The organism is Streptosporangium sp. 'caverna', assembly GCF_003203775.1.
Lineage (GTDB): Bacteria > Actinomycetota > Actinomycetes > Streptosporangiales > Streptosporangiaceae > Streptosporangium > Streptosporangium subroseum.
Map to the genome: position 1 here is coordinate 6782962 of NZ_CP029711.1, position 20222 is coordinate 6803183.

General features: G+C 71.4%; 16 protein-coding genes. 7 read left to right on the forward strand and 9 right to left on the reverse strand.

The annotated features are described in order from the left end of the window. Positions 1-217: 217 nt before the first annotated feature. From meaB to DKM19_RS29700, 4 genes are all read right to left on the reverse strand, one after another. Positions 218-1198, reverse strand: coding sequence for a methylmalonyl Co-A mutase-associated GTPase MeaB (gene meaB, locus DKM19_RS29685; RefSeq protein WP_110700086.1), 981 nt, complete (start codon positions 1196-1198; stop codon positions 218-220). Then, positions 1182-3377 (reverse strand): methylmalonyl-CoA mutase, encoded by a 2196-nt coding sequence (gene scpA, locus DKM19_RS29690; protein WP_110700088.1) that lies wholly within the window; start codon positions 3375-3377, stop codon positions 1182-1184. Before scpA ends, meaB begins: the two co-directional genes overlap by 17 nt. Next, complete coding sequence (locus DKM19_RS29695; RefSeq protein WP_110700090.1) at positions 3374-5122, reverse strand: methylmalonyl-CoA mutase family protein; 1749 nt, start codon at positions 5120-5122, stop codon at positions 3374-3376. Before DKM19_RS29695 ends, scpA begins: the two co-directional genes overlap by 4 nt. Before the next feature lie 78 nt (positions 5123-5200). Continuing rightward, positions 5201-5971, reverse strand: a complete 771-nt coding sequence (locus tag DKM19_RS29700) for an N-acetylmuramoyl-L-alanine amidase (RefSeq protein ID WP_110700091.1) — start codon at positions 5969-5971, stop codon at positions 5201-5203. Between the two features lie 836 nt (positions 5972-6807). Between DKM19_RS29700 and DKM19_RS29705 the strand changes: the two genes are divergently transcribed. The 3 genes from DKM19_RS29705 (at position 6808) to DKM19_RS29710 (ending at position 9136) form a co-directional block, all read left to right on the forward strand. Beyond that, on the forward strand, positions 6808-7911 hold the full coding sequence (locus DKM19_RS29705; RefSeq protein ID WP_110700092.1) for a DUF5925 domain-containing protein: 1104 nt from the start codon (positions 6808-6810) through the stop codon (positions 7909-7911). A 254-nt stretch (positions 7912-8165) separates the two neighbouring features. Next, positions 8166-8300, forward strand: a complete 135-nt coding sequence (locus DKM19_RS52600) for a hypothetical protein (RefSeq protein ID WP_255415444.1) — start codon at positions 8166-8168, stop codon at positions 8298-8300. 545 nt (positions 8301-8845) lie between these two features. After that, positions 8846-9136 carry a hypothetical protein gene (locus DKM19_RS29710; RefSeq protein WP_110700093.1) on the forward strand — a complete coding sequence of 97 codons (291 nt, stop codon included), beginning with the start codon at positions 8846-8848 and terminating at the stop codon, positions 9134-9136. Between the two features lie 123 nt (positions 9137-9259). Here the strand turns inward: DKM19_RS29710 and DKM19_RS29715 are convergent, their stop codons facing one another. Then, entirely contained in the window at positions 9260-9880 is a 621-nt protein-coding gene (locus tag DKM19_RS29715) for a TetR/AcrR family transcriptional regulator (protein ID WP_204358300.1), read from the reverse strand. 77 nt (positions 9881-9957) lie between these two features. On the opposite strand from DKM19_RS29715, the gene DKM19_RS29720 reads away from it, so the two are divergent. Beyond that, the gene (locus DKM19_RS29720) at positions 9958-10251 is read left to right on the forward strand and encodes a hypothetical protein (RefSeq protein ID WP_110700097.1); all 294 of its coding nucleotides are present in this window, start codon (positions 9958-9960) and stop codon (positions 10249-10251) included. After that, a complete protein-coding gene (locus DKM19_RS29725) occupies positions 10248-11207 on the forward strand; it encodes an alpha/beta fold hydrolase (protein ID WP_204358301.1) in 960 nt (319 codons plus the stop codon). The genes DKM19_RS29720 and DKM19_RS29725 overlap by 4 nt, the downstream gene beginning before the upstream one ends. Before the next feature lie 152 nt (positions 11208-11359). On the opposite strand, the gene DKM19_RS29730 is transcribed toward DKM19_RS29725, so the two are convergent. Continuing rightward, positions 11360-11962: a dihydrofolate reductase family protein gene (locus tag DKM19_RS29730; protein WP_110700099.1), complete on the reverse strand. Its 603-nt coding sequence runs from the start codon at positions 11960-11962 to the stop codon at positions 11360-11362. Next, the gene (locus DKM19_RS29735) at positions 11959-12822 is read right to left on the reverse strand and encodes a metalloregulator ArsR/SmtB family transcription factor (RefSeq protein WP_239513654.1); all 864 of its coding nucleotides are present in this window, start codon (positions 12820-12822) and stop codon (positions 11959-11961) included. Before DKM19_RS29735 ends, DKM19_RS29730 begins: the two co-directional genes overlap by 4 nt. A gap of 381 nt (positions 12823-13203) precedes the next feature. On the opposite strand from DKM19_RS29735, the gene DKM19_RS29740 reads away from it, so the two are divergent. Continuing rightward, the gene (locus DKM19_RS29740; RefSeq protein WP_110700101.1) at positions 13204-14634 is read left to right on the forward strand and encodes an FAD-dependent monooxygenase; all 1431 of its coding nucleotides are present in this window, start codon (positions 13204-13206) and stop codon (positions 14632-14634) included. A gap of 197 nt (positions 14635-14831) precedes the next feature. Then, on the forward strand, positions 14832-16112 hold the full coding sequence (locus tag DKM19_RS29745; protein WP_110700103.1) for an SGNH/GDSL hydrolase family protein: 1281 nt from the start codon (positions 14832-14834) through the stop codon (positions 16110-16112). Positions 16113-16115: 3 nt separating this feature from the next. On the opposite strand, the gene DKM19_RS29750 is transcribed toward DKM19_RS29745, so the two are convergent. Both DKM19_RS29750 and DKM19_RS29755 read right to left on the reverse strand, forming a co-directional pair. Further along, the gene (locus DKM19_RS29750) at positions 16116-19364 is read right to left on the reverse strand and encodes a BTAD domain-containing putative transcriptional regulator (RefSeq protein WP_110700105.1); all 3249 of its coding nucleotides are present in this window, start codon (positions 19362-19364) and stop codon (positions 16116-16118) included. A 45-nt stretch (positions 19365-19409) separates the two neighbouring features. Continuing rightward, on the reverse strand, positions 19410-20192 hold the full coding sequence (locus DKM19_RS29755; protein ID WP_110706094.1) for an SDR family NAD(P)-dependent oxidoreductase: 783 nt from the start codon (positions 20190-20192) through the stop codon (positions 19410-19412). Between the last annotated feature and the right edge of the window lie 30 nt (positions 20193-20222).

Genomic DNA, 20222 nt, shown 5'->3' on the forward strand with positions numbered 1-20222 from the left:
AGGCCATGAAAAAGCAAGCCCACCCCAAAGTGTTTTCACCGCATCCCCGCCGGGATTATCCGGCGCCCCATGGACCGGTCACCGATAAACGGTCACTCCGTAAACCCGCCGCTCATTTCGGCGCGCGCTCACCGCACACGGCACACGGTGCGGGCGAAGGGCACCCCGGTACGGCGAGCGGCGGCCCGGGCGCTCCCGCGACGCACGGGCGGGCGCCTCAGCGCCGGAAAGCGGCCAGCAGGCGGTCGGCGGCGAGCGAGGGGGTGAGGGTGCCCTCCTGGACCTCGCGCTCCACCTCGGCGGTGATCGCCGCGACCTCGGGATGCCCGCGGAGCCGGCTCAGCAGCCGATCCGTGATCAGGGACCAGGTCCAGCGGACCTGCTGGCGCCGGCGCCGCTCGGCGAGCTCACCGGAGGCCTCAAGGGCGTCGCGATGGTGGACGACCTGCTCCCAGAGCTCGTCCAGGCCCTTTCCCGTCAGCCCGCTGCAGGTGAGCACCGGGGGCGTGCGCTCCGGGCCCAGCAGGCGGAGCGCTCCGGCCAGCTCCCTGGCGGCCTTGCGGGCGTCCAGCTCGTGGGGACTGCCCTCCGAGCCGTCGGCCTTGTTGATCGCGATCACGTCGGCCAGCTCCAGCACCCCCTTCTTGATGCCCTGCAGCTGGTCGCCGGTCCTGGCCAGGGTGAGGAGCAGGAAGGTGTCCACCATGTCGGCGACGGCGGTCTCGGACTGGCCGACGCCGACGGTCTCCACGAGCACGACGTCATAGCCGGCCGCCTCCACGACGACCATCGCCTCCCGGGTCGCCCTGGTGACGCCGCCCAGCGTGCCCGAGGTCGGCGACGGACGGATGAAGGCGTCGGGGTCGACGGCCAGACGGGACATCCTGGTCTTGTCGCCGAGGATGCTGCCGCCCGTCCTGGTCGAGGACGGATCGACGGCGAGCACCGCCACCCGGTGGCCCTCCGCCGTCAGGCGCACGCCGAGCGCGTCGATGAACGTGGACTTGCCGACGCCCGGCACGCCGGTGATGCCGACCCTGCGCGCCCTGCCCGCGAGCGGGGTCAGCTCGACCAGCAGGCGCTGCGCCAGGTCCTGGTGGTCGGGCCTGGAGGACTCCACCAGGGTGATCGCGCGGGCGATCCACGCCCGGGAGCCCTCCTTCACCCCCTGGACGTAGTCCTCAAGCGTCCGCGTCATGGCCCAGCCGGGTGAGCAGGTCCGCCAGCAGCTCACGGGCCGCGTCGGCGATCACGGTGCCGGGCGGGAAGATCGCGCTCGCGCCCGCCGCGCGCAGCTCGTCGAAGTCGCCCTGCGGGATGACCCCGCCGACCACGATCATGACGTCGCCCGCGCCGAGGTCGGTCAGCGCCTCGCGGAGCGCCGGCACGAGCGTGAGGTGCCCGGCGGCCAGCGAGTTCACGCCGACCACGTGCACGTCGGCCTCGACCGCCTGGCGGGCGACCTCCTCGGGTGTCTGGAACAGCGGGCCGACGTCCACGTCGAAACCGAGGTCGGCGAAGGCCGTGGCGATCACCTTCTGGCCCCGGTCATGGCCGTCCTGCCCCATCTTGGCCACCAGGATCCGCGGACGGCGGCCCTCCAGGCGCTCGAACTCGGCGCACGCCGCACGGACCTCGTCCACGCCGGATCCCACCTCCTCGCGATACACCCCGGAGATCGTGCGGATCTGAGCCGCGTGCCGCCCGAACACCCGCTCCAGGGCGTCGGAGATCTCCCCGACCGTGGCCATGGCGCGGGCCGCCTCGATCGACAGCGCGAGCAGGTTGCCGTCGCCCTCCGCTCCCTTGGTGAGCGCGGCGAGCGCGTCCTCCACCCGCCTGGGGTCCCGTTCCTCGCGCAGTCGCCGGAGCTTGTCGAGTTGCTGGGCGCGGACGGAGGTGTTGTCGACCTTGAGCACCTCGATGGGCTCGTCGGCGTCGGGCCGGTATTTGTTGACGCCGATGACCGGCTGGCGCCCGGAGTCGATGCGCGCCTGGGTCCGGGCGGCGGCCTCCTCGATGCGGAGCTTCGGGAGCCCCTGGTCGATCGCCCTCGCCATGCCTCCGGCGGCCTCGACCTCCTCGATGTGGCCCCAGGCCCTGCGGGCCAGCTCGTGGGTGAGCCGCTCGACGTAGTAGGAGCCGCCCCAGGGATCGATCACCCGGCAGGTGCCCGACTCCTGCTGGAGCAGGAGCTGGGTGTTACGGGCGATCCGGGCGGAGAAGTCGGTGGGCAGGGCCAGCGCCTCGTCGAGGGCGTTGGTGTGCAGCGACTGGGTGTGGCCCTGGGTGGCGGCCATCGCCTCGACGCAGGTGCGGACGACGTTGTTGTAGACGTCCTGGGCGGTGAGCGACCAGCCCGAGGTCTGCGAATGGGTCCGCAGCGAGAGCGACTTCGGATTCTTCGCATCGAACCCGGACACCAGGCGCGCCCAGAGCAGCCGGGCGGCCCGCAGCTTGGCGACCTCCATGAAGAAGTTCATGCCGATGCACCAGAAGAACGACAGGCGCGGTGCGAAGGCGTCGATGTCCAGGCCGGTCTCGACGCCCGCCCGCAGATACTCCACCCCGTCGGCGAGGGTGTAGGCGAGCTCCAGGTCGCACGTGGCCCCGGCCTCCTGGATGTGGTAGCCGGAGATCGAGATCGAGTTGAACTTCGGCATCTTCTGGCTGGTGTAGGCGAAGATGTCGGAGATGATCCGCATCGAGGGGCCCGGCGGGTAGATATAGGTGTTGCGGACCATGAACTCCTTGAGGATGTCGTTCTGGATGGTCCCCGCCAGCTGCTCGGGCGCCACCCCCTGCTCCTCGGCGGCCACGACGTAGAGCGCGAGCACCGGGAGCACCGCGCCGTTCATGGTCATCGACACGCTCATCCTGTCGAGGGGGATCCCGTCGAACAGCTGCCGCATGTCGTAGATGGAGTCGATGGCCACGCCCGCCATGCCGACGTCTCCGGCCACCCGCGGGTGGTCTGAGTCGTAGCCGCGGTGGGTGGCCAGGTCGAAGGCGACCGACAGCCCCTTCTGCCCGGCGGCCAGGTTGCGCCGGTAGAAGGCGTTCGACTCGGTGGCGGTGGAGAACCCGGCGTACTGCCGGATGGTCCACGGCTGGTTGACGTACATGGTCGGGTACGGCCCGCGCAGGTACGGCGCGGCGCCCGGATAGGTCTCCAGGAAGTCGATCCCGGCCAGGTCGTCGGAGGTGTAGAGCGGCTTGACGTCGATTCCCTCCGGCGTCTCCCACACCAGATCCTCCGGGCCCTTCCCGGTGGCGTCCCGTACGGCACGCGCCCAGTCGTCCAGGTCCCGGCCCTGGGCCGAGGCCGGGGTCACGGACTCAGGCTTGAGCCCGATCTCGGAGAAGTCGGGAATCATCGGGTCACCCCCAGGTCGTCGAAGGTCGTGCGGAGCACCCCGAGCGCGTCGCACCCGGCGTAGAGATCGGCGTCCACGCCCGCGAACTCTCCCTTCCTACCCGCCAGCCAGACCTTTTGCGCCCCGGCGCGTCTCAGCGCGGCGGCCACCGCCTCGGCGTGCTCGCCGTACAGCCTGTCGCTCGAGCACAGGCAGACGACCGCGCCGCCGCCGGCGGCGATGAAGTCGGCGGCGATCCGGTCGGGATCCACGCCGTGCCCGCCGGGCACGGTGGCGATGCCCCCGGACTGGAACAGGTTGGCCGCGAACGACGCCCTGGCCGTGTACGCGGCCACCGGGCCGATGGTCGCCAGGAACACCTTCGGACGGGTCTCCTGGGCATCGGCCAGATCGCGCAGCGCCTCGAACTCCTGGGCGTAGTGCACTCCGGCGACCTCGCCCGGCCGGGGCGCCCGGGAGGGACGCCTCTCCCCGATGTTCGGGAACTCGCTGACACCGGTGATCGGGTCGCGACGCCGGGCGATGTTGGCCGCGCGCCTCTTCCAGGTCGCGGCGAGCCGATCGGCGACGAGCCCGGACTCCCGGGCCGCCGCCATGCCGCCCGCGCGCTCGATCTCCTGGAACCACTCCCAGGCCTTGGCCGCCAGATCCTCGGTGAGCCGCTCGACGTACCAGGAGCCTCCGGCCGGGTCGATCACCCGGGCCACTCCCGCCTCCTCCATCAGCAGCGCCTGGGTGTTGCGCGCGATACGGCGGGCGAAGGCGTCCGGCAGGCCGAGGCGCGCGTCGAACGGCTGAACCGTCACCGCGTCGGCCCCGCCCGTCCCTGCCGCGAAGCAGGCGAGCGTGGTGCGGAGCATGTTCACCCACGGGTCTCGGGCGGTCATCATGGCCGAGGAGGTCACGGCGTGCTGCCGCTGCCCGGCGTCGGTGCCGCACACCTCGGCGACCCGCGCCCAGAGCCTGCGCGCGGCACGGAGCTTGGCGATGGTGAGGAACTGGTCGGCGGTGGCCGCGTAGCGGAACTCCAGCTGCCCGAACGCCTCCTCGACCGTGAGACCGGCCCCGGTGAGGGTCCGCAGGGCGGCGACTCCGGCGGCGACGGAGCAGCCGAGTTCTTCGGCGTCGCTTCCGCCCTCGTCGTGGTACGGCGTGCCGTCCACGGTGATCGCCCTGAGGTCCGGGAAGCCCTCGGAACAGAGGCGGGCCAGCTCGATCGCGGTCTCCGGGTCGGCGAGAGCGTCGGCGCCCAGGTTTCCGGCGAGCGCGCCGGACCCCTTCCGCTCGGCCAGCTCGAACAGCACCCCGGCCGCCTCGCGGGTCCGCCCGCCCGCGTCCAGGGTGACCGAGATCAGCTCCAGATAGACCCGCTCCAGGACCCGTGGCAGATCCTCGGGCTCCAGGGCGAGCCAGAGCGAGGTGACGCCGTTCTCCAGGTCGGCCAGGACCGCCTCCGGGTCGGCCACCTCGTGCCGCTGCCTCACGTCCCAGCTTCCGCCCTCGGGGCGGGAACCGCGGATGTAGGGGGCCGATCCCGGCAGGCCGGGATCACCGGGAAGATCGGAGGCGTCGTAGAGCGGCGCGATCGTCACGCCGTCATACGTGATGGAGGCCAGCGCCTCCTCGGGGGAGCCGGTCTCGACTCCCGACTTGCGCAAGACCCCGAGCGCGAGCTCACGCCACCGTTCACGCGTGACCGACGGGAACACCGCATCCGGCCGGGATCCATCAAGCGGCACCTTCATGCACCGGATAGTAAGCGCCACGGCCGCAAAATATTGTCCCGGGGTCCCCCTACGCGACCGCGATTCTCGCGCCCGGCATCAGCTGACGGGCTCCTCCCAGGTCGCGTTCCAGGTGGCGCGGTCGACGGTGCCGGTGACGGGTAGGTCCTTCTCCTGCTGGAACGTACGGCAGACGTCGCGGGAGCCCGGGCCGTACAGGCCGTCGACGTCGATGTCCCAGCCGCGCTTGTCCATCTGCGCCTGCCAGGTGCGGACGTCCTCGCCGCTCATGACCGGCGGGTATTTGAGGACCCGGCCGGAGAAGGAGGGGTGCGGCTCGGGCGGTCCGACGGGGCCGCTGCCGGGGCGCGGGGCGCCCTGCTTGATCCAGGCGTACAGGGGCTCGCCCGGGCAGCTGGTGGCGTAGCCGTCCCGGTGGCCCTTGATCTCCTTGCCCGCGCCGCCCTTGTCCCTGAGATATTCGATGGCGTCGAGGATGCCGTGCAGGATGTTGTCGGTCGGCCTGGTCAGCCCGGACGAGCCGACCAGGCCGAGCACGGCGTAGTGGCCGCTGTTGAGCCCGGCGCCGTTGGCGGCCGGCAGGTGGTTCAGGCCCCGGCCCTCGAACACCTTCCGATGCGGGCAGACCAGCAGCGAATAGCCAACGTCAATCCATCCGTTTCCATCCATGTGCTGGTTCTGGATTGATTTCACCAGGGCGACGCACTTAGCGTGATCGTTAACGATGCCCGGGCTGATCTGGCCGCCGGTGTAGTGAACCTTCACACCCTTGGTGGAGCTGAGCCGGCTGTAGGAACCACGTGGCTCCCGGGCGCCCCACTCCCGACGGGTAACAAGATCGATGGCCACGAGATGTCTCCACGGTTTGGTGAGATGGCTTACCGGAGCGTAATAGGCGACATGGCGCAATATGGCTGGGTTCGCCAATTGGTCTGTCAGCGGATCGTCACGTGACGCGTCTCCAGGTAATCGCCGGGTAGATAAACAGCCATTTTCTTACCGGGATAGAAGCCCCTAAACCGGCCGCGAGATCAGCGGCCGGGGGCGCACGCTCGAAGGCGGCCTCGATCGGCGGGGTCCGGCCTGGGCGGGGATACGCCGTCGCGGGTGACGAGAAGGGCCGGGAGCCGAGCGGTGTGCCGCGACCCGTTCAACGTGCGGAAGGGTAGGGAGGCACCGGCCACCGCTTGGTCGCAAATCGGGCAAGAGTGTACAATTTCGTACGGTTGCGCGACTGACGGGAACCACGCCCGCCACACCGTGGATCGGGATGATCGGCCAGGAGATTCCAGCCGCCGACGCCGAAGCTCCACACCGAGATCGTGGCCCCGCCGGGAAACGCGCCGCCGGACACCCCTGATGCGCCGCTGGAGGCCCGACTCCCGCGGCTGTTCCGGCTCACTCCCGAGCGCGACCTCAGCAGGCGACGCATCGGACCCGAGGAGCCGCACCAGGCGATCGCGGCCACCGCCCGCGCGGTACGGCACGTCGCCGACGACCGGAGCCGATCACAGCGCCGGCCCCGCCACAGACCGTCGACATAGAACCCGCCAAGACCACCCGTACGCGCCGTCGCAGAGCCGTCGCCTGGTTTCACATCCTTAAAGTTCCTCAAAATCCTTCGAAGAGTTTTGTACACGTAAAACCCTTCGACCGGCAGGCGACCAGAGAGGATCATTGCCGCCATGTCCGTTCTCAAGGAGGTCAACTTCACGCCGGAGCCACGCCCGACCGAGCTACCGATGAAGATCTGGCTCGACGACGGCGACTCGGCCGTGGACGTGATCGACGCGCTCGCGCTCTCGCCCTTCGCCACGGGAGCACAGCCCTGGTCGTGCACGGCGAGCCTGGAGCGGGTCCGCCCCGAGGCCTCGCTCACACCGGCCTCGGGGACGCTGATCCGTGCGGCGCTGGAGGAGGACGGCCGAGACTCCCGGCTGACGTGCGGAGAGGGCTGGACGCTGCGCGTGGTCCGTTACCGCAACCGGGCCGCCACGGTCAGCGTGACGGCGGTCGACGAGGAGCTGGCCCGTTCGGTGGTCAAGGAGGTCACCAAGGACGCGGTGGAACCCGCGCCCGAGAGCGACCACGTCGAGATGGGCTTCTGGTGGCAGGGCGCCCACGGCGGCCGCCGTTCGGAGAAGCCGATCACCGCGTCCCCCTGGCAGGAGATCAGCGGCAACTACGCCAAGTCCCTCAACGACCCGATCTCACGCCTGATGTCCGTCACCCCCGCCGACGTGCACGGCCGCCTGGTCCTGCTGCACGGCCCGCCCGGCACCGGAAAGACGACGCTGCTGCGCACGCTCGCCCACGAGTGGCGGTCGTGGTGCCAGGTCGACTGCGTGCTGGACCCGGAGCAGCTGTTCAACTCCCCCGGCTACCTGATGGAGGTCGCGGTCGGCTCGGACGACGACGGCAAGAAGTGGCGGCTCCTCGTGCTGGAGGACTGCGACGAGCTGATCAGGTCCGGGGCCAAGGAGGCGACGGGGCAGGGCCTCTCCCGCCTGCTCAACCTGACGGACGGCCTGCTCGGCCAGGGCCGCGACGTGCTGGTGGCCATCACCACCAACGAGAACCTCGCCCGTCTCCACCCCGCCGTGGTCCGTCCCGGACGCTGCCTCACCCAGATCGAAGTGGGCGCCCTCCCCCACGAGGAGGCGGCTCACTGGCTCGGCACCTCCGAGGGCGTGCCCTCCTCCGGTGCCACCCTCGCCGAACTGTTCGCCATGCGCGACGGCTTTCTCAACCACTCGACGGTCCAGGAGAACACCGGCCTCTACCTCTGATGCCTCCGAGGACCTGACGCGCCGCCGTCGGCCCGCCGCCACCTGGCGGCGGGCCGAACGACGTACCAGGTGATCAGCTCAGAGGACGGCTCGTACGTGTCCCCGACCGCCAAGTAGGCCCCATCCTGGTCCGCCCGCCCCGACGCCGGTACCAGGCCCGCACGTGGACGCGCCGCCTCCGACCCTTGATGGCGGCCTTCGGCGACTGTTACGGTCATGATCGCCAATCCGTACATCTAGCGAGGTTTCTTCACATGCGACGGAAGATCACGATCAGCTTCATCGCCCGGCTGGTGGCGCTCGTCACGCTCGTCGTTCCGTTGGCGGTGCTCGGCACGTCCACTGCGGCGAGCGCGGGCGAAGTTTGGGATTTTGTCATCGCCCCCTAGCACTGCTGATCACCAGCGGATAGAGCCGGCGATCGCAGTGGAGGAGCACCTCGGGTCCCGGCCGGTACAGACCTCTGGGAGTCGGCGGCCGATCGGCCGCGCCGCCGAGTAACGCCGCGGACCCGGCGGGGTTCATCGGCAGGCCGGTCTTGGGGCAGGTCCCTGAGCGCCGGCGCCTTTGGGCACGTCGTAGCCGATGAAGGTGAACCTGCGCTCCCCCGGGACCAGCGACCGCGGTCGGCCGGCACCGTGCCCTGGTAGTGGCCGGTGAGCGCGGCATCGGCCGTCACCACCTCGACCCGGCCCGGCCCGGCAGATGCAACCACGGCCTGGGCGATCGCGGTGTTGCGCGGATCCGGCTCGACCAGGCGCGCTCGGACGTCATCACGACGCGGATGATGGACGGGGCCGCCCCCTGCGCGTAGTACAGGACCTCCTCGACCACGTATCACCCGGCGCCATGACCGCTCCCGTGCCTACGAACTCGGCCAAATCTTCACCGAAGGCGCCACCCACCGCAGCGCACCGAAGGGTAGGACATCCTCATGGCGGCCCGAGACCACGAACTTCTGCAAGCTGCCAAACACATCGCCACCGCGCTGGGCTTCACCCCCGATGAGGTCATGCGACGCGTCGTAGAACTGGGCCGCGGCGACCGCGCCGACTGGTCCAGCAGCGAACTTCTCCTGCTTGCCCTCGCTCAACTGGTGACCGAGCGGCCGACCCCTCCGGGAACGGGCGGGCGCGCTGAGACGGTCGAGAACATCGAGGCGCCAAACCTCGGCACCGACCAGGTCGGCAAACGCGGCCTTGGCGCAGGCAGGCAGTCGCGGTAGCCGAAGGCCTGACGGTCGCCACAGGTTGGAAGAGCTCACCCTCGCCTTCATCGGCGACTGCCTCTCATAGCGCTTCCCCATCGCACACGAGAGCACGGACCCCGCGCATACCGCCTAACAGGGTCAGGGCAGGTCGGGCAGCGGTCCGGTCGCCAGCTCGCGCGCCTCGTCCGCGGCGACGCCGAACATTCGCAGCAGCTGCTCGGCGAGTTGCTCGTCCACCGGCTGGGCGGCGAAGTCGGGATCCACGAGCGTCAGTTGCAGTGTGCCCAGCACCGAGCCGAAGGTGGTGGCGAACGCCAGCCGGGGGTTGTCCACCGTGAACCGGCCGGCCTCCACGGCCCGGATGATGTCCGGCAGGATGCGCGGGGTCAGCCCGTGCCGGCCGTCCAGATAGGACAGTCCGTGGCGCACCAGGATGTGGGCGACCTGCGGGCGCTTCCGGGCCATCCGTACGGCCAGCCGGACCGACTGCGCGAACCCGGCGGCGGGGTCGGCCAGCTCGCGGTTGAGCCGCTCCAGCAGCGCGCCGACCTCCTCCAGCACGTCGGCGACCGCCGCGACGAACAGATCGTCCTTGCTGGTGAAGTGATTGTAGAACGAGCCGAACCCCACGTCGGCGGCCTCGGTGATGTCCTGGATGCTCGCCCGCTGCGCCGTGCCGTCGGCCAGCATCGCGCGCGCCGCGTCGACGAGCTTGCGGCGGGTCTGCGCCTTGCGCTGTTCCAGCCTGGACGCACTCATAGGCGTCACCATAGACGCACTCATAGGCCTCGCCATAGTTGACCGAGCCCGCTGTTGATGATTTCATCAGTTTTGTGATGACGTCACAGCCCATCAGGATCGACTGGCTGGACGTGCACGCGCACTACGTCGCGGACCACTACGCCGAGGCCCGCCGCGCGGCCGGGCACGGCCGGCCCGACGGCACGCCCGGCCTGCCGGGCTGGAGCTCTGCCGCGGCCCTGGAGGTCAGGGCGGCGGCCGGCGTGGACGCCGCGGTGCTGTCGGTCTCCTCACCCGGTGTGCGCTTCGGCGCCGACTCGCTCGGGACGGATCCGGCGGCCTCCGTCCTGTTTCCCCGACTGCTCTCCGCGACGAAAGGTTCCCCGTGACCTACATCGAGTACAGCGACCACCCCGAGATCTTCGAGACGCACGCCTTCCCCGAGCACATCGTGGACCTCGGCGAGATCCGGATGAACTACGCCGTGGCCGGGGATCCCGCGAACCCCGCGATCCTGCTGATCCCCGGCCAGACCGAGTCGTGGTGGGGCTACGAGGAGGCCATGCGCCTGCTCGCCGAGACCTACCAGGTCTATGCGGTCGACCTGCGCGGGCAGGGCCGGTCCACGTGGACCCCGGGCCGCTACAGCCTGGACATCTTCGGCGGCGACCTGGTCCGGTTCATCGACCGCGTGATCGGCCGGCCGGTGGTGGTCAGCGGGCTGTCGTCCGGTGGGGTGCTTTCCGCCTGGCTGTCCGCGTACGCCGCTCCCGGTCAGATCCGCGCCGCGGTCTACGAGGACCCGCCGCTGTTCTCCTCGGAGACCACCCCCGCGATCGGCCCGTCCATCCGCCAGGGCCCCGTCGGCCACATCTTCCGGCTCCGATACCGGTGGCTCGGCCCGCAGTGGTCGATCGGCGACGAGGCCGGCCTGCAGGCCGCCATGGCCCGCGAGGTCCCGGAGTGGCTGCCCGCGGCGATGCGGTCGGTGCCCGGAGGGCTGCCGCCCGCGGGTCCGAAGCAGAACCTGCGCGAGTACGACCCCGAGTGGGGCGACGCCTTCGTCTCCGGCCGGGTCGGCCTCACCTGCGACCATGAGGCGATGCTGCGGCAGGTCAAGGTGCCGGTGCTGTTCACCCACCATTTCAACCACGTCGACCCGGACACCGGGAACCTGATCGGCGCGATCTCCGACGAGCAGGTCCGCCACGTCCGCCGGCTCGTCGAGGGCACCGGCAACTCGTTCACCTACCGAGCTTTCCCTGCCATTCCGCACTCGATGCACGGCCACGACCCGGCCACCTTCGTCGCCACCGTCGTCAAGTGGCTCGCCGACCTCTCATGAACCGGCCGGTCGATCCCCGGCCGCCGGCAGCCGCTCCGCCGGCGCACGGAAACGCGTCGGCGTCGGCGTCGGCGGGTCGACGATGGAGTGCGAGGTGGCTCCAGCAGCCGAGCCGGGGCCACCTCACCGACCGAGCGCGCTGACCGGTCGGCTCAGCGGACTCGGTCGTAGATGAGAGCCAACGTGCCGTGCTCCCCCGCGGTCTGGCTGACGAGCGCCCACTGCCCCGCGGGCAGACCGTCGTCGAAGAGGCGCGGCCCGCCGCCGAGGAAGATCGGAAAGATCACGATCGCCAGCCGGTCGACCTTGTCTGCCGCCAGCAGCGCCTTGATGACGCTCGCGCTGGAGAGCACCAGAATGTCGCCGCCCTCGGTCGCCTTGAGGTCCGCGACAACCTCGGCGGCCGGCTTGTCGACGATCGTCGTCCGCTCCCACGGAGCCTCGCCGAGGGTGGAGGAGAGGACCACCTTGTCGGCGTCGACGAGCCACTTCGCGAAGCCCTCGTCGCGCGGGTCGGCACCCTCCATGCCGATGACGGTGGGCCAGAAACCGAGGAACCCCTCGGCGTTGACCCGCCCGAGCAGGGCCGTCGTCGCCGGCTCCCAGAGGCTGGTCAGGTGGTCGCGGGCGACGTCGGTGACGGCGTACGGCATCACCCAGCCCATGTCCAGAGCGTCGCCCGGCCCGGCGTAGTGGCCGTCGAGGGAGAGGCTCATGTTGGTGACGACCCTGCGGCTGCCGGTCTGCTCTGTCATTTTGTGCTCCTTGTGTCGGTGTCGTGCTCGGTGCTGCCGGAATTCGCGGCGAGGGCCGCCTCGAGCTTGTCGAGGCTCTGGCCGAAGCCGACCTCGATGCCTGCGATGAAGTCCGCGGAGTCGACCGTGCTGTCGGTGATCCGGTAGTGGACGTCGAGGTCCGTGCCGGTGTCGGTGGGCCGGAGGCCGAGGTCGACGTGGGCGGTGAAGGCGAGGCCGCCGTCGGGAAGCAGCGGAGAGAGCCGGTAGGCGAGGCGCTCACCGGGGCGTACGTCGTCGACGACTCCCTCCGCGCGCCCGGCGACCAGGTCGGAGCCGTCGGCGTCCTCGGCATCGCGGTACTCCTGGACGATCCGCCCACCCGGTCTCGCCTCGAAGACGAGCTCGGAGACGCGGAGGTCGTCGGGCGTCCACCATCGGGCGAGCAGGGAGGTCTCGGTCAGGTGGCGCCAGACCAGCTCGGGGCGCCCCGTCAGCGACCGGAGGAACCTCAATGAGCGGTCGTCGGCCCACCCCGGCTCCTCCGCGGCGAGCCGCTCCGCGTGGAGGCTGAGCCCGTAGCGGTCGTAGGTCTCGCGCAGGCCACCGGCCTGGTCCGCGGTATCGGCGAGGCGGCTGAGCACCGCCGCCAACTCCCGCAGAGGACCGGGCTGGAGCACGTAGATGCGGCGCTGACCGGTGCGCTGGGAGGTGACGACCCCGGCGCGCTCAAGGGTTTGCAGGTGCTTGGTCGTCTGTGGCTGGCGTGCCTCGGCGAGCTGGGCGAGGACGCCGACCGAGCGGGGCCGCTCCGCCAACAGGTTCAGGAGCCGCCAGCGGGCCGGGTCGGCCAGTGCGGTGAGGAGTGCGTCCATGGACATGATTATTCTCCATCGAGAATATTCGTGTCAAGGAATATCTAAGGATCGGCCGGACAGCGTCGGGATCGGCCGGGCCGGGTCCGGGCGGGAACTCTCCCGGCCGTCACAGAACGGCGGCCCCAGGCCGCGACGACCGCCTCGATCTCGTCGGCGACGACGGTGATCGAGGCGGCCTCCGCCCGAGTGCGACGGCCCTCCTCCACGGCCAGGACCAGTTCGTCTCCGTCCTTGCGTAAGTCGCCAGGACCGATCTCCAGCCGTCGGCGGCGGGCCGCCAGGGGTGTGCCAGCGGCATGTGCGGGCGATGACAGAGGGCCGCGGCAGTCTGCATGTCGAGGGCGGAGCCTGCACGGCCCCGGCCCGAGACGGAAGGACGGAGATATGGGCGATCTTGTGATGCACGACGTTGTCATCGTCGGCGCCGGCCCGGTCGGGCTTTTCCTCGCAATCGAACTCGAGACCGCGGGCGTGAAGCCGCTCGTGCTGGAGCGGCTCGTGGAACCCGACCGTGGGATCAAGGCCGCCGCGATCGGCGCGGTGGGAGTCGAGGCGCTGAGGCGACGCGGGTTCGCGCGTGCGCTCGACGAGGAACAAGTGACGATGCCGATGACAGAGGCGGCGCGGGCCGGAGCCGGACCGGTGAAAAAGCCGGGAGGCCATTTTTCCGCGTTGTTCGTGATCGACCAGGACCTCCAGCGCGACCCGGCGCGTCACAGCCGTATGGTGCCGCAGGAGGCGCTCGAGAGGATCCTGACCACGCGCGCGAGCGAGCTCGGGATCGAGATCCGTCGCGGCGTCACGGTGGAAGGTTTCGAGCAGGACAACGACGGCGTGACCGTGCAGACGAGCGCGGGCCCGCTGAGCGCGAAGTACCTGGTCGGCTGCGACGGTGGCCGGAGCCGCGTCCGCAAGCTCGCCGGCTTCGAGTTCCCCGGCACGGATCCGACCATCACCGGCTATCAGGCTCTCATCGAGTTCGACGCGCCCGAGAAGCTCTCGAAGGGCTGGCGGCGAACGCCGCGCGGCCTCATCACGTCGATCCCGGGGCGTGTCTTCACGGCGGAGTTCGACGGCCCGCCGCCGGATCGGGATGCGCCGATCACGCAGGCCGAGGTCGAAGCGTCGGTCCAGCGCGTGAGCGGCACCGACGTCAAGATCCTTTCGATGTCGAAGGCGACGCGCTGGACCGACAACGCGCGGCAGGCGACGACCTACCGCATGGGCCGCGTCCTTCTCGCCGGCGACGCCGCGCACGTCCACTCGCCCTTTGGCGGCCAAGGCTTGAATCTCGGCCTCGTCGATGCCGCGAACCTTGGCTGGAAGCTTGCCGCGGCGGTGAAGGGGCGCGATCATCTCCTCGACTCCTACACCGCCGAACGCCATTCCGTCGGTGCGCGCGTCCTGGAGAACACCCGCGCGCAAGTCGCGCTGGTCCGTCCTGACCCGCTCACGAGCGCTCTCCGCACCATCGTGAGCGACCTGATCACGCCGCCCGAAGGCAATCGCCACATCGGCGAGATGCTCTCGGGTGTCGGCATTCGTTACGACCTCGGCGACGACGACCCGCTCGTCGGCACGCTCGCGAAGGATCAGCTCCTCACACTCGCCGACGGCGGCGAAGAGCGGCTCTACGCGCTGATGGAGAAAGGCGGCGGCCTGTTCGTCTCGCCGTCGGAACGGTCACTCCCGCACGACGTGCACCACGCACGCACCAAGGAAGGCCCGTCGATGCTCGTCCGTCCCGACGGCTGCATCGCGTGGACGGATGCGTCGTCCGCGTCACTCGACGAGGCGCTCGCGCGCTGGTTCTGAACGAGAGCGACGTGCCCGTCGCCGCGCCGCCCATCCGGCGGCACCTCGGCACGAGGCGTCCACGGTGGCACAGGCCGGCTCCGAGGGCCTGTGCCACCCCCGATGCGGTAGACGGGAACCACGTCGGCCGGGCCCGGACGGAGACATCGATCCGCGCTGTGACCACGAGACTCATTTCGATTTTGGAGGTTGGGTTCATGGACGAGGTCCGCGAAAGCACGAGGACAAGCACTGCACGTCAGGGAAACTGGATCGCCACCTGGGGTACGGCGCAGCAGCTGGCGCAACCTGCCGAGCCCGGTGGAGGGCCGCAGATGCCGGACGACGCTCCGCCGCCCGGCGACGCGTCGGCACAGGGTTCCACTCCCCAGCCGGCCGAACCGCCGGCCGCGCCGACGGAGGTCAGCGCGCAGACCGTGCGCATGGTGGCACGTGCCACCGTGGGCGGCACGGCCGTGCGCGTCGCGCTGTCGAACTCCTTCGGTTACGCGCCGGTGCGCATCGATGCCGCACAGATCGCGCGGCATGACAGCGGCTCGGCGATCCGCGCGGGCAGCGCGCGCAACCTGACCTTCGGCGGGCGCGACGCGGTGGTGTTGCCGACGGGCGCGCAGATCTACAGCGACCCCATCGAGTACGACGTGCCCGCGCAGACCGATCTGGTCGTTTCGCTGTACATCCCCGACGAGAAGGTCACTCCCACGACGCACGAGGTCGGACTGCGCACGGCGTGGCTCGCACCGGGCAACCAGGCCGCCACGCGGAACCTGCGGAACGCCACCGGGTTTCAGTCCTATTTGTGGCTCGCCGGCATCGACGTGCTGGCGCGGCCCACGGCCGCCACCATCGTCGCCTTCGGCGATTCCATCACCGATGGCGCCGGCACCACGCCCGATGCGGACACGCCGTGGCCTTCGTTGCTGGCGCGCCGGCTGGCCGCGCGGCAGGACCTGCCGCCGCGCGCGGTGATCAACATGGGGATCGCCGGCAACCGCGTCCTGCGCGAGACCGACGGCTTGGGCGCCGGCGCGCTGGCGCGTTTCGACCGCGACGTGCTGGCCCGGCCCGGCGTGCGCTGGGTCGTACTGTCCGAGGGAGGCAACGACATCTGCTTCGGCTTCATGCCGGGCATGCCGGAGAGCGAGCGGGCGACGGCGGAGGACATCATCGCCGGCTACCGCATGCTGATCGGCCGCGCGCATCTGCACGACCTGCGGATCATCGGCTGCACGATAACGCAGTTCGGCGGCACGTTCGTCTTCACGGCGGAGAGCGAGCGCATGCGCCAGGACGTGAACCGCTGGATCCGCGGCAGCGGCGAGTTCGACGCGGTGGTCGATCTTGACGCGGCCACCCGCGACCTGGCCGCACCGACGAAGCTGCGCACCGAGTTCGATTCCGGCGACAACATCCATCCGAACGACGCGGGCAACCAGGCGATCGCCGAGGCCTTCGACCTGGAGCTGTTCCGGGGATAGGGCCTACGCCCGCACCGGGCCGTCCGGCTCCCGGCGCAGGCGCGCCGGATCGACCCGGAGCGAGGCCGTCTTCCCGTCCAGCTGCCAGCCATCCTGGTACGCCGCGGCGAAGACGTCCTCGCCCAGCGCCGTGCGGCCGCGGGCGACCATCGACTGGATCTGCCGGTCGCTGAGGTCGTGGGTGCCGCGCAGGCGAGCCGCCGCGCCGAGCAACAGGGCCACGTCCCGGTGCCGCCCCAGCAGCCCGGCCAACTCGGCCCCGGTCACCGCGACCATCGCCATGATCGGCAGGTCCCGGCTCTCCAGGGCCGCCCCGTACGCCCGGGCCAGCGCCACCTCGGCGCCCTCGGCGTCGCCCCGCCGCAGGCACAGCGAGGCCCGCACCGAGCCGACGATCGCCTGGCCGTGGTCGCCGCCGGTCGGGGACTCGCCGGCCACCTCCGCCTCGGCCGCCTCGATGCGGTTCTGCGCGCGGTCCAGGTCGCCGAGCCGCAGCCACGTGTCGGCCTCACGAGCGGTGACGATGACGACCAGCTCCGGCGACGCCGATCGCTCCGCCCGCTCGCGGACCGCGTCCAGCATCGCCCTCGCCCGGGCGTCCTCGCCCCGCCGCAGGTAGAGGTCGATCCAGCGCATGTCGAGGAAGATCTCGTCGGCCAGGCTCAGCGAGCCGAATTCCTGCGCCTGTGCCCGAGCCTCGCGCAGGTCCGCCAACGCGCCGTCGAGGTCCCCGTCGTACTGCCGTAGCAGCGCGCGCATCGGCAGCGCGGTGGCCAGGCCCCAGCGGTCGCCGGCCCGGCCGAAGGCGTCGAGCGCGGCGGCCACATCGGCGCGTACCGAGTCGAGGTCGCCCTCGTTCTCGGCGAACGAGGCCCGGAACATGTGGGCCAGCCCGGACATCCAGACGTCGGGGCCGTCGACGAGGTGCTGAACCAAGGCGAGCGACGCCTCGTGCTCCCGCAGGAAGTGGAGCGCGATCGCGGCCAGGACACCGGCGAATCCGGGCAGCGACGGGTGGGCGAGCAGGCGATCGGCCAAGGCCCGCAGCGCGGATTCGTTCTCCTGCAGGCCCTCGACGGTCAGCGGGGAGCGGGCGTTGATGCGGTTGAGCAGGAGCACCGCCTCGGCGAAGTCGCGGTCCAGCGTGTGCCCCGCGGCAGGTAGCGCCAGCGCCTTCCCCTGCCAGTACGCCGCGTCGGCATGCCGGCCGAGCATCTGCCAGTACCAGGAGAGGTCCATGGCGAGCCTGACGGCCGCGGTGGCGTCGCCGGTGTCGCACAGATGGCGCAGGGCGGCGAGCGCGTTGTCGTACTCGGTGCGCATCACGCGCAGCGCGGCGAGCTGATCGGGGCCGCGCAGCAGCGGCTCCTCGCGGGCGACCAGATCGGCCAGGTAGCGGGCGGCGAGATCGCGGACGGCGTCGAGCGCGCCCCGATCGGCGAGCCGCTCGATCCCGTACTCGCGCAGGGTCTCGAGCATCCGATAACGGCCCGCGTCGGGCGCCAGGTGCAGCAGCGACTTGTCGATCAGGGCGGCGAGCAGCTCGGGGACCTCGGCCGGGAGCACCGCGGTGCCGGCGCAGACCGCGACGGCCGACTCACGCGTCACGCCACCGGGCAGGACCGAGACCCGCTCGGCCACCGTACGCTCGTTCTCGCCGAGCAGATCCCAGCTCCAGGCGATGACCGCGCGCAGCGTGCGGTGCCGCGGCGACGCGGCCCGGCTGCCCGTGGTGAGCAGCCGGAACCGGTCGGACAGCCCGGCGGCGAGCTCGGCCAGCGACAGGGTCCGCAGCCGGGCCGCGGCCAGCTCCAGCGCCAGCGGCATGCCGTCCAGGCCGCGCACCAGCCGGACCACGTCCGCGCGCGTCCGCTCGTCGACGTCGAAGCCGGGGCGCACCGCCGCGGCCCGTTCGGCGAACAGGCGCACCGACGCGCTGCGGCGGATGTCCTCGAGACCGTCGCCGGGGCCCGGCAGCTCCAGCGGACCGAGCGGGACCAGCGCCTCGCCGTCGATCGCGAGCGGCTCGCGGCTGGTCGCCAGCACCCGCAGCCCGGCGCAGCGCGGCAGCAGCGCTGCGATCAGGTGCGCGACGGCGTCGATCAGGTGCTCGCAGTTGTCCACCACGAGCAGGCTCTCTCTGCCGTTGAGCTGGTCGGCGAGCACGTCCAGCTCGCTGCCCCCGGCTCGCATCCGGCCGGAGGCCTCGAAGAGCGCGGCGCCGCGCAGCCCGATCGCGGCCAGCATCGCCGCGCCGGCCTTGGCCGGCTCGGTGACCGCGGCCAGGTCGACCAGCCAGGTGCCGTCGCGGTACTCGTGGCGGTGGCGGCGGCCCGCCTCGACCGCGAGCCGGGTCTTGCCGGCCCCGCCCGGCCCGACCACCGTGACGAGGCGCCCGCGGGCGAGCAGCGTGTCGATCCGGGCGAGGTCGTCCTCGCGCCCGATGAAGCTGGTCAGGGCGGCGGGCAGATAACTCGCGGGCGCCTCGCGCCGCGCCTCGGGGGCGGGAGCCGGCGACCGCAGCAGGCGCAGGTGGCGCTCGCGCAGGGCGGCGCCGGGATCTGCGCCGAGCCGGTCGGCGAGGGTCTCGCGCACCCGCTCGTACAGGTCGAGGGCGTCGGCCTGGCGGCCCTGGGCGGCCAGCGTGTCCATCTGCAGCGCGGCCAGGCGCTCGTCCGCCGGGTGCTCGGCGAGCAGGGCGGTCAGCCGGGTGGCGGCGTCGGCGGCGCGGCCCAGCGCCAGCTCCGCCTCGGCCAGATCCGCGCCCGCCTCGACCGCGATGCGGGCCAGCCGCGTCGCGACCGCCGGGGCGACCGCAGCGATCACCGACGGTTCGCCCCAGAGCGCGACCGCCTCGCCCAGCGGCCCGGCCGCCGCCCGGGGATCGCCCGCTCGGAGCCGGTCACGGCCGTGCGCGGCCAGTCGCTCGAACCGCAGCGCGTCGACGTCGTCCTCCGTGACGTCGAGGCGGTAGCCGCCCTCGGATCGGGTGACCGCGCCGGCCTCGCCGAACAGCAGGCGCAGCCGGGAGACCAGCGACTGCAGCGCGTTCGCCGGGTCGGCCGGGAGCTCCTGCGGCCACAGCGCATCGACCAGGACGCCCGGTCCGACCGGCCGTCCGCCGGCCAGCGCCAGCCGCGTGATCAGGCCGCGGAGCCGGGCGCCGGGAACGGCCACCACGGCGTCGCCGCGGCGCACCTCGAGGGTGCCGAGCAGCGTCACCCGCAGGCGCGTCCCCTCGTTCCCGTGCACCGCCCGATCCTCCCCCAAACAGCCCGCAAGCGGCGTGATGGGAGACTAGCGTGCCCACATGGGGCCGAGGTACGCGCCACCGGTGGCGTCGAGCACGTTGCCGGTGATCCAGCGGGCGTCGTCCGAGGCGAGGAACGCGACGGCGTCGGCGATGTCGGCCGGCCGGCCGATCCTGCCGAGCGCGGTCAGGTCCGTCAGGACGGTCCGGACCTCGGGGTTGTGCAGGAGGTCGGTCACATCGGTGTCGGTGCTGCCGGGGCTCACCGTGTTCACCGTGATGCCGCGTTCGCCGAGCGCGTTCGCCAGCGTCCGGCTCATGACCTCCAGGGCGCCCTTGGTCATCGCGTAGGCGATCTGGCCGGGCAGGGCGACCCGCGTGGCGAGCGAGGAGATGTTGACGATGCGCCCGCCGTCGGGCATCAGCGGCAGTGTCGCCTGGATGAGGAACAGCGGCGCCTTCACGTTGATCGCGAAGACCTCGTCGAACTGGCCGGGGGTCAGCCGATCGACCGACCCGGCCCGCACCGTCTCCTGGTTTCCGCAGGCGGCGTTGTTGACCAGGATGTCCAGCGGCCGCCCGCGCAGGCCCGCGGTCAGGCCGGTGAGCAACGTCCGCACGTCGCCGTCCGTGCTGAACTCCGCCTGGACCGGGAAGGCCTCACCACCGGCCTGTTCGATCGTGACCACCGTCTCCTTGGCCGCGTCGGCGTTGCGGCTGTAGTGCACCGCCACCAGCGCGCCGTCCGCGGCCAGCCGCTGGGCGATGGCCCGGCCCATTCCCCGTGAGGCGCCGGTAACCAGCGCGGTCTTGCCCTTCAGATCCGTCATCTCGGTCTCCTGTCGGTGCTGGGCGATGAC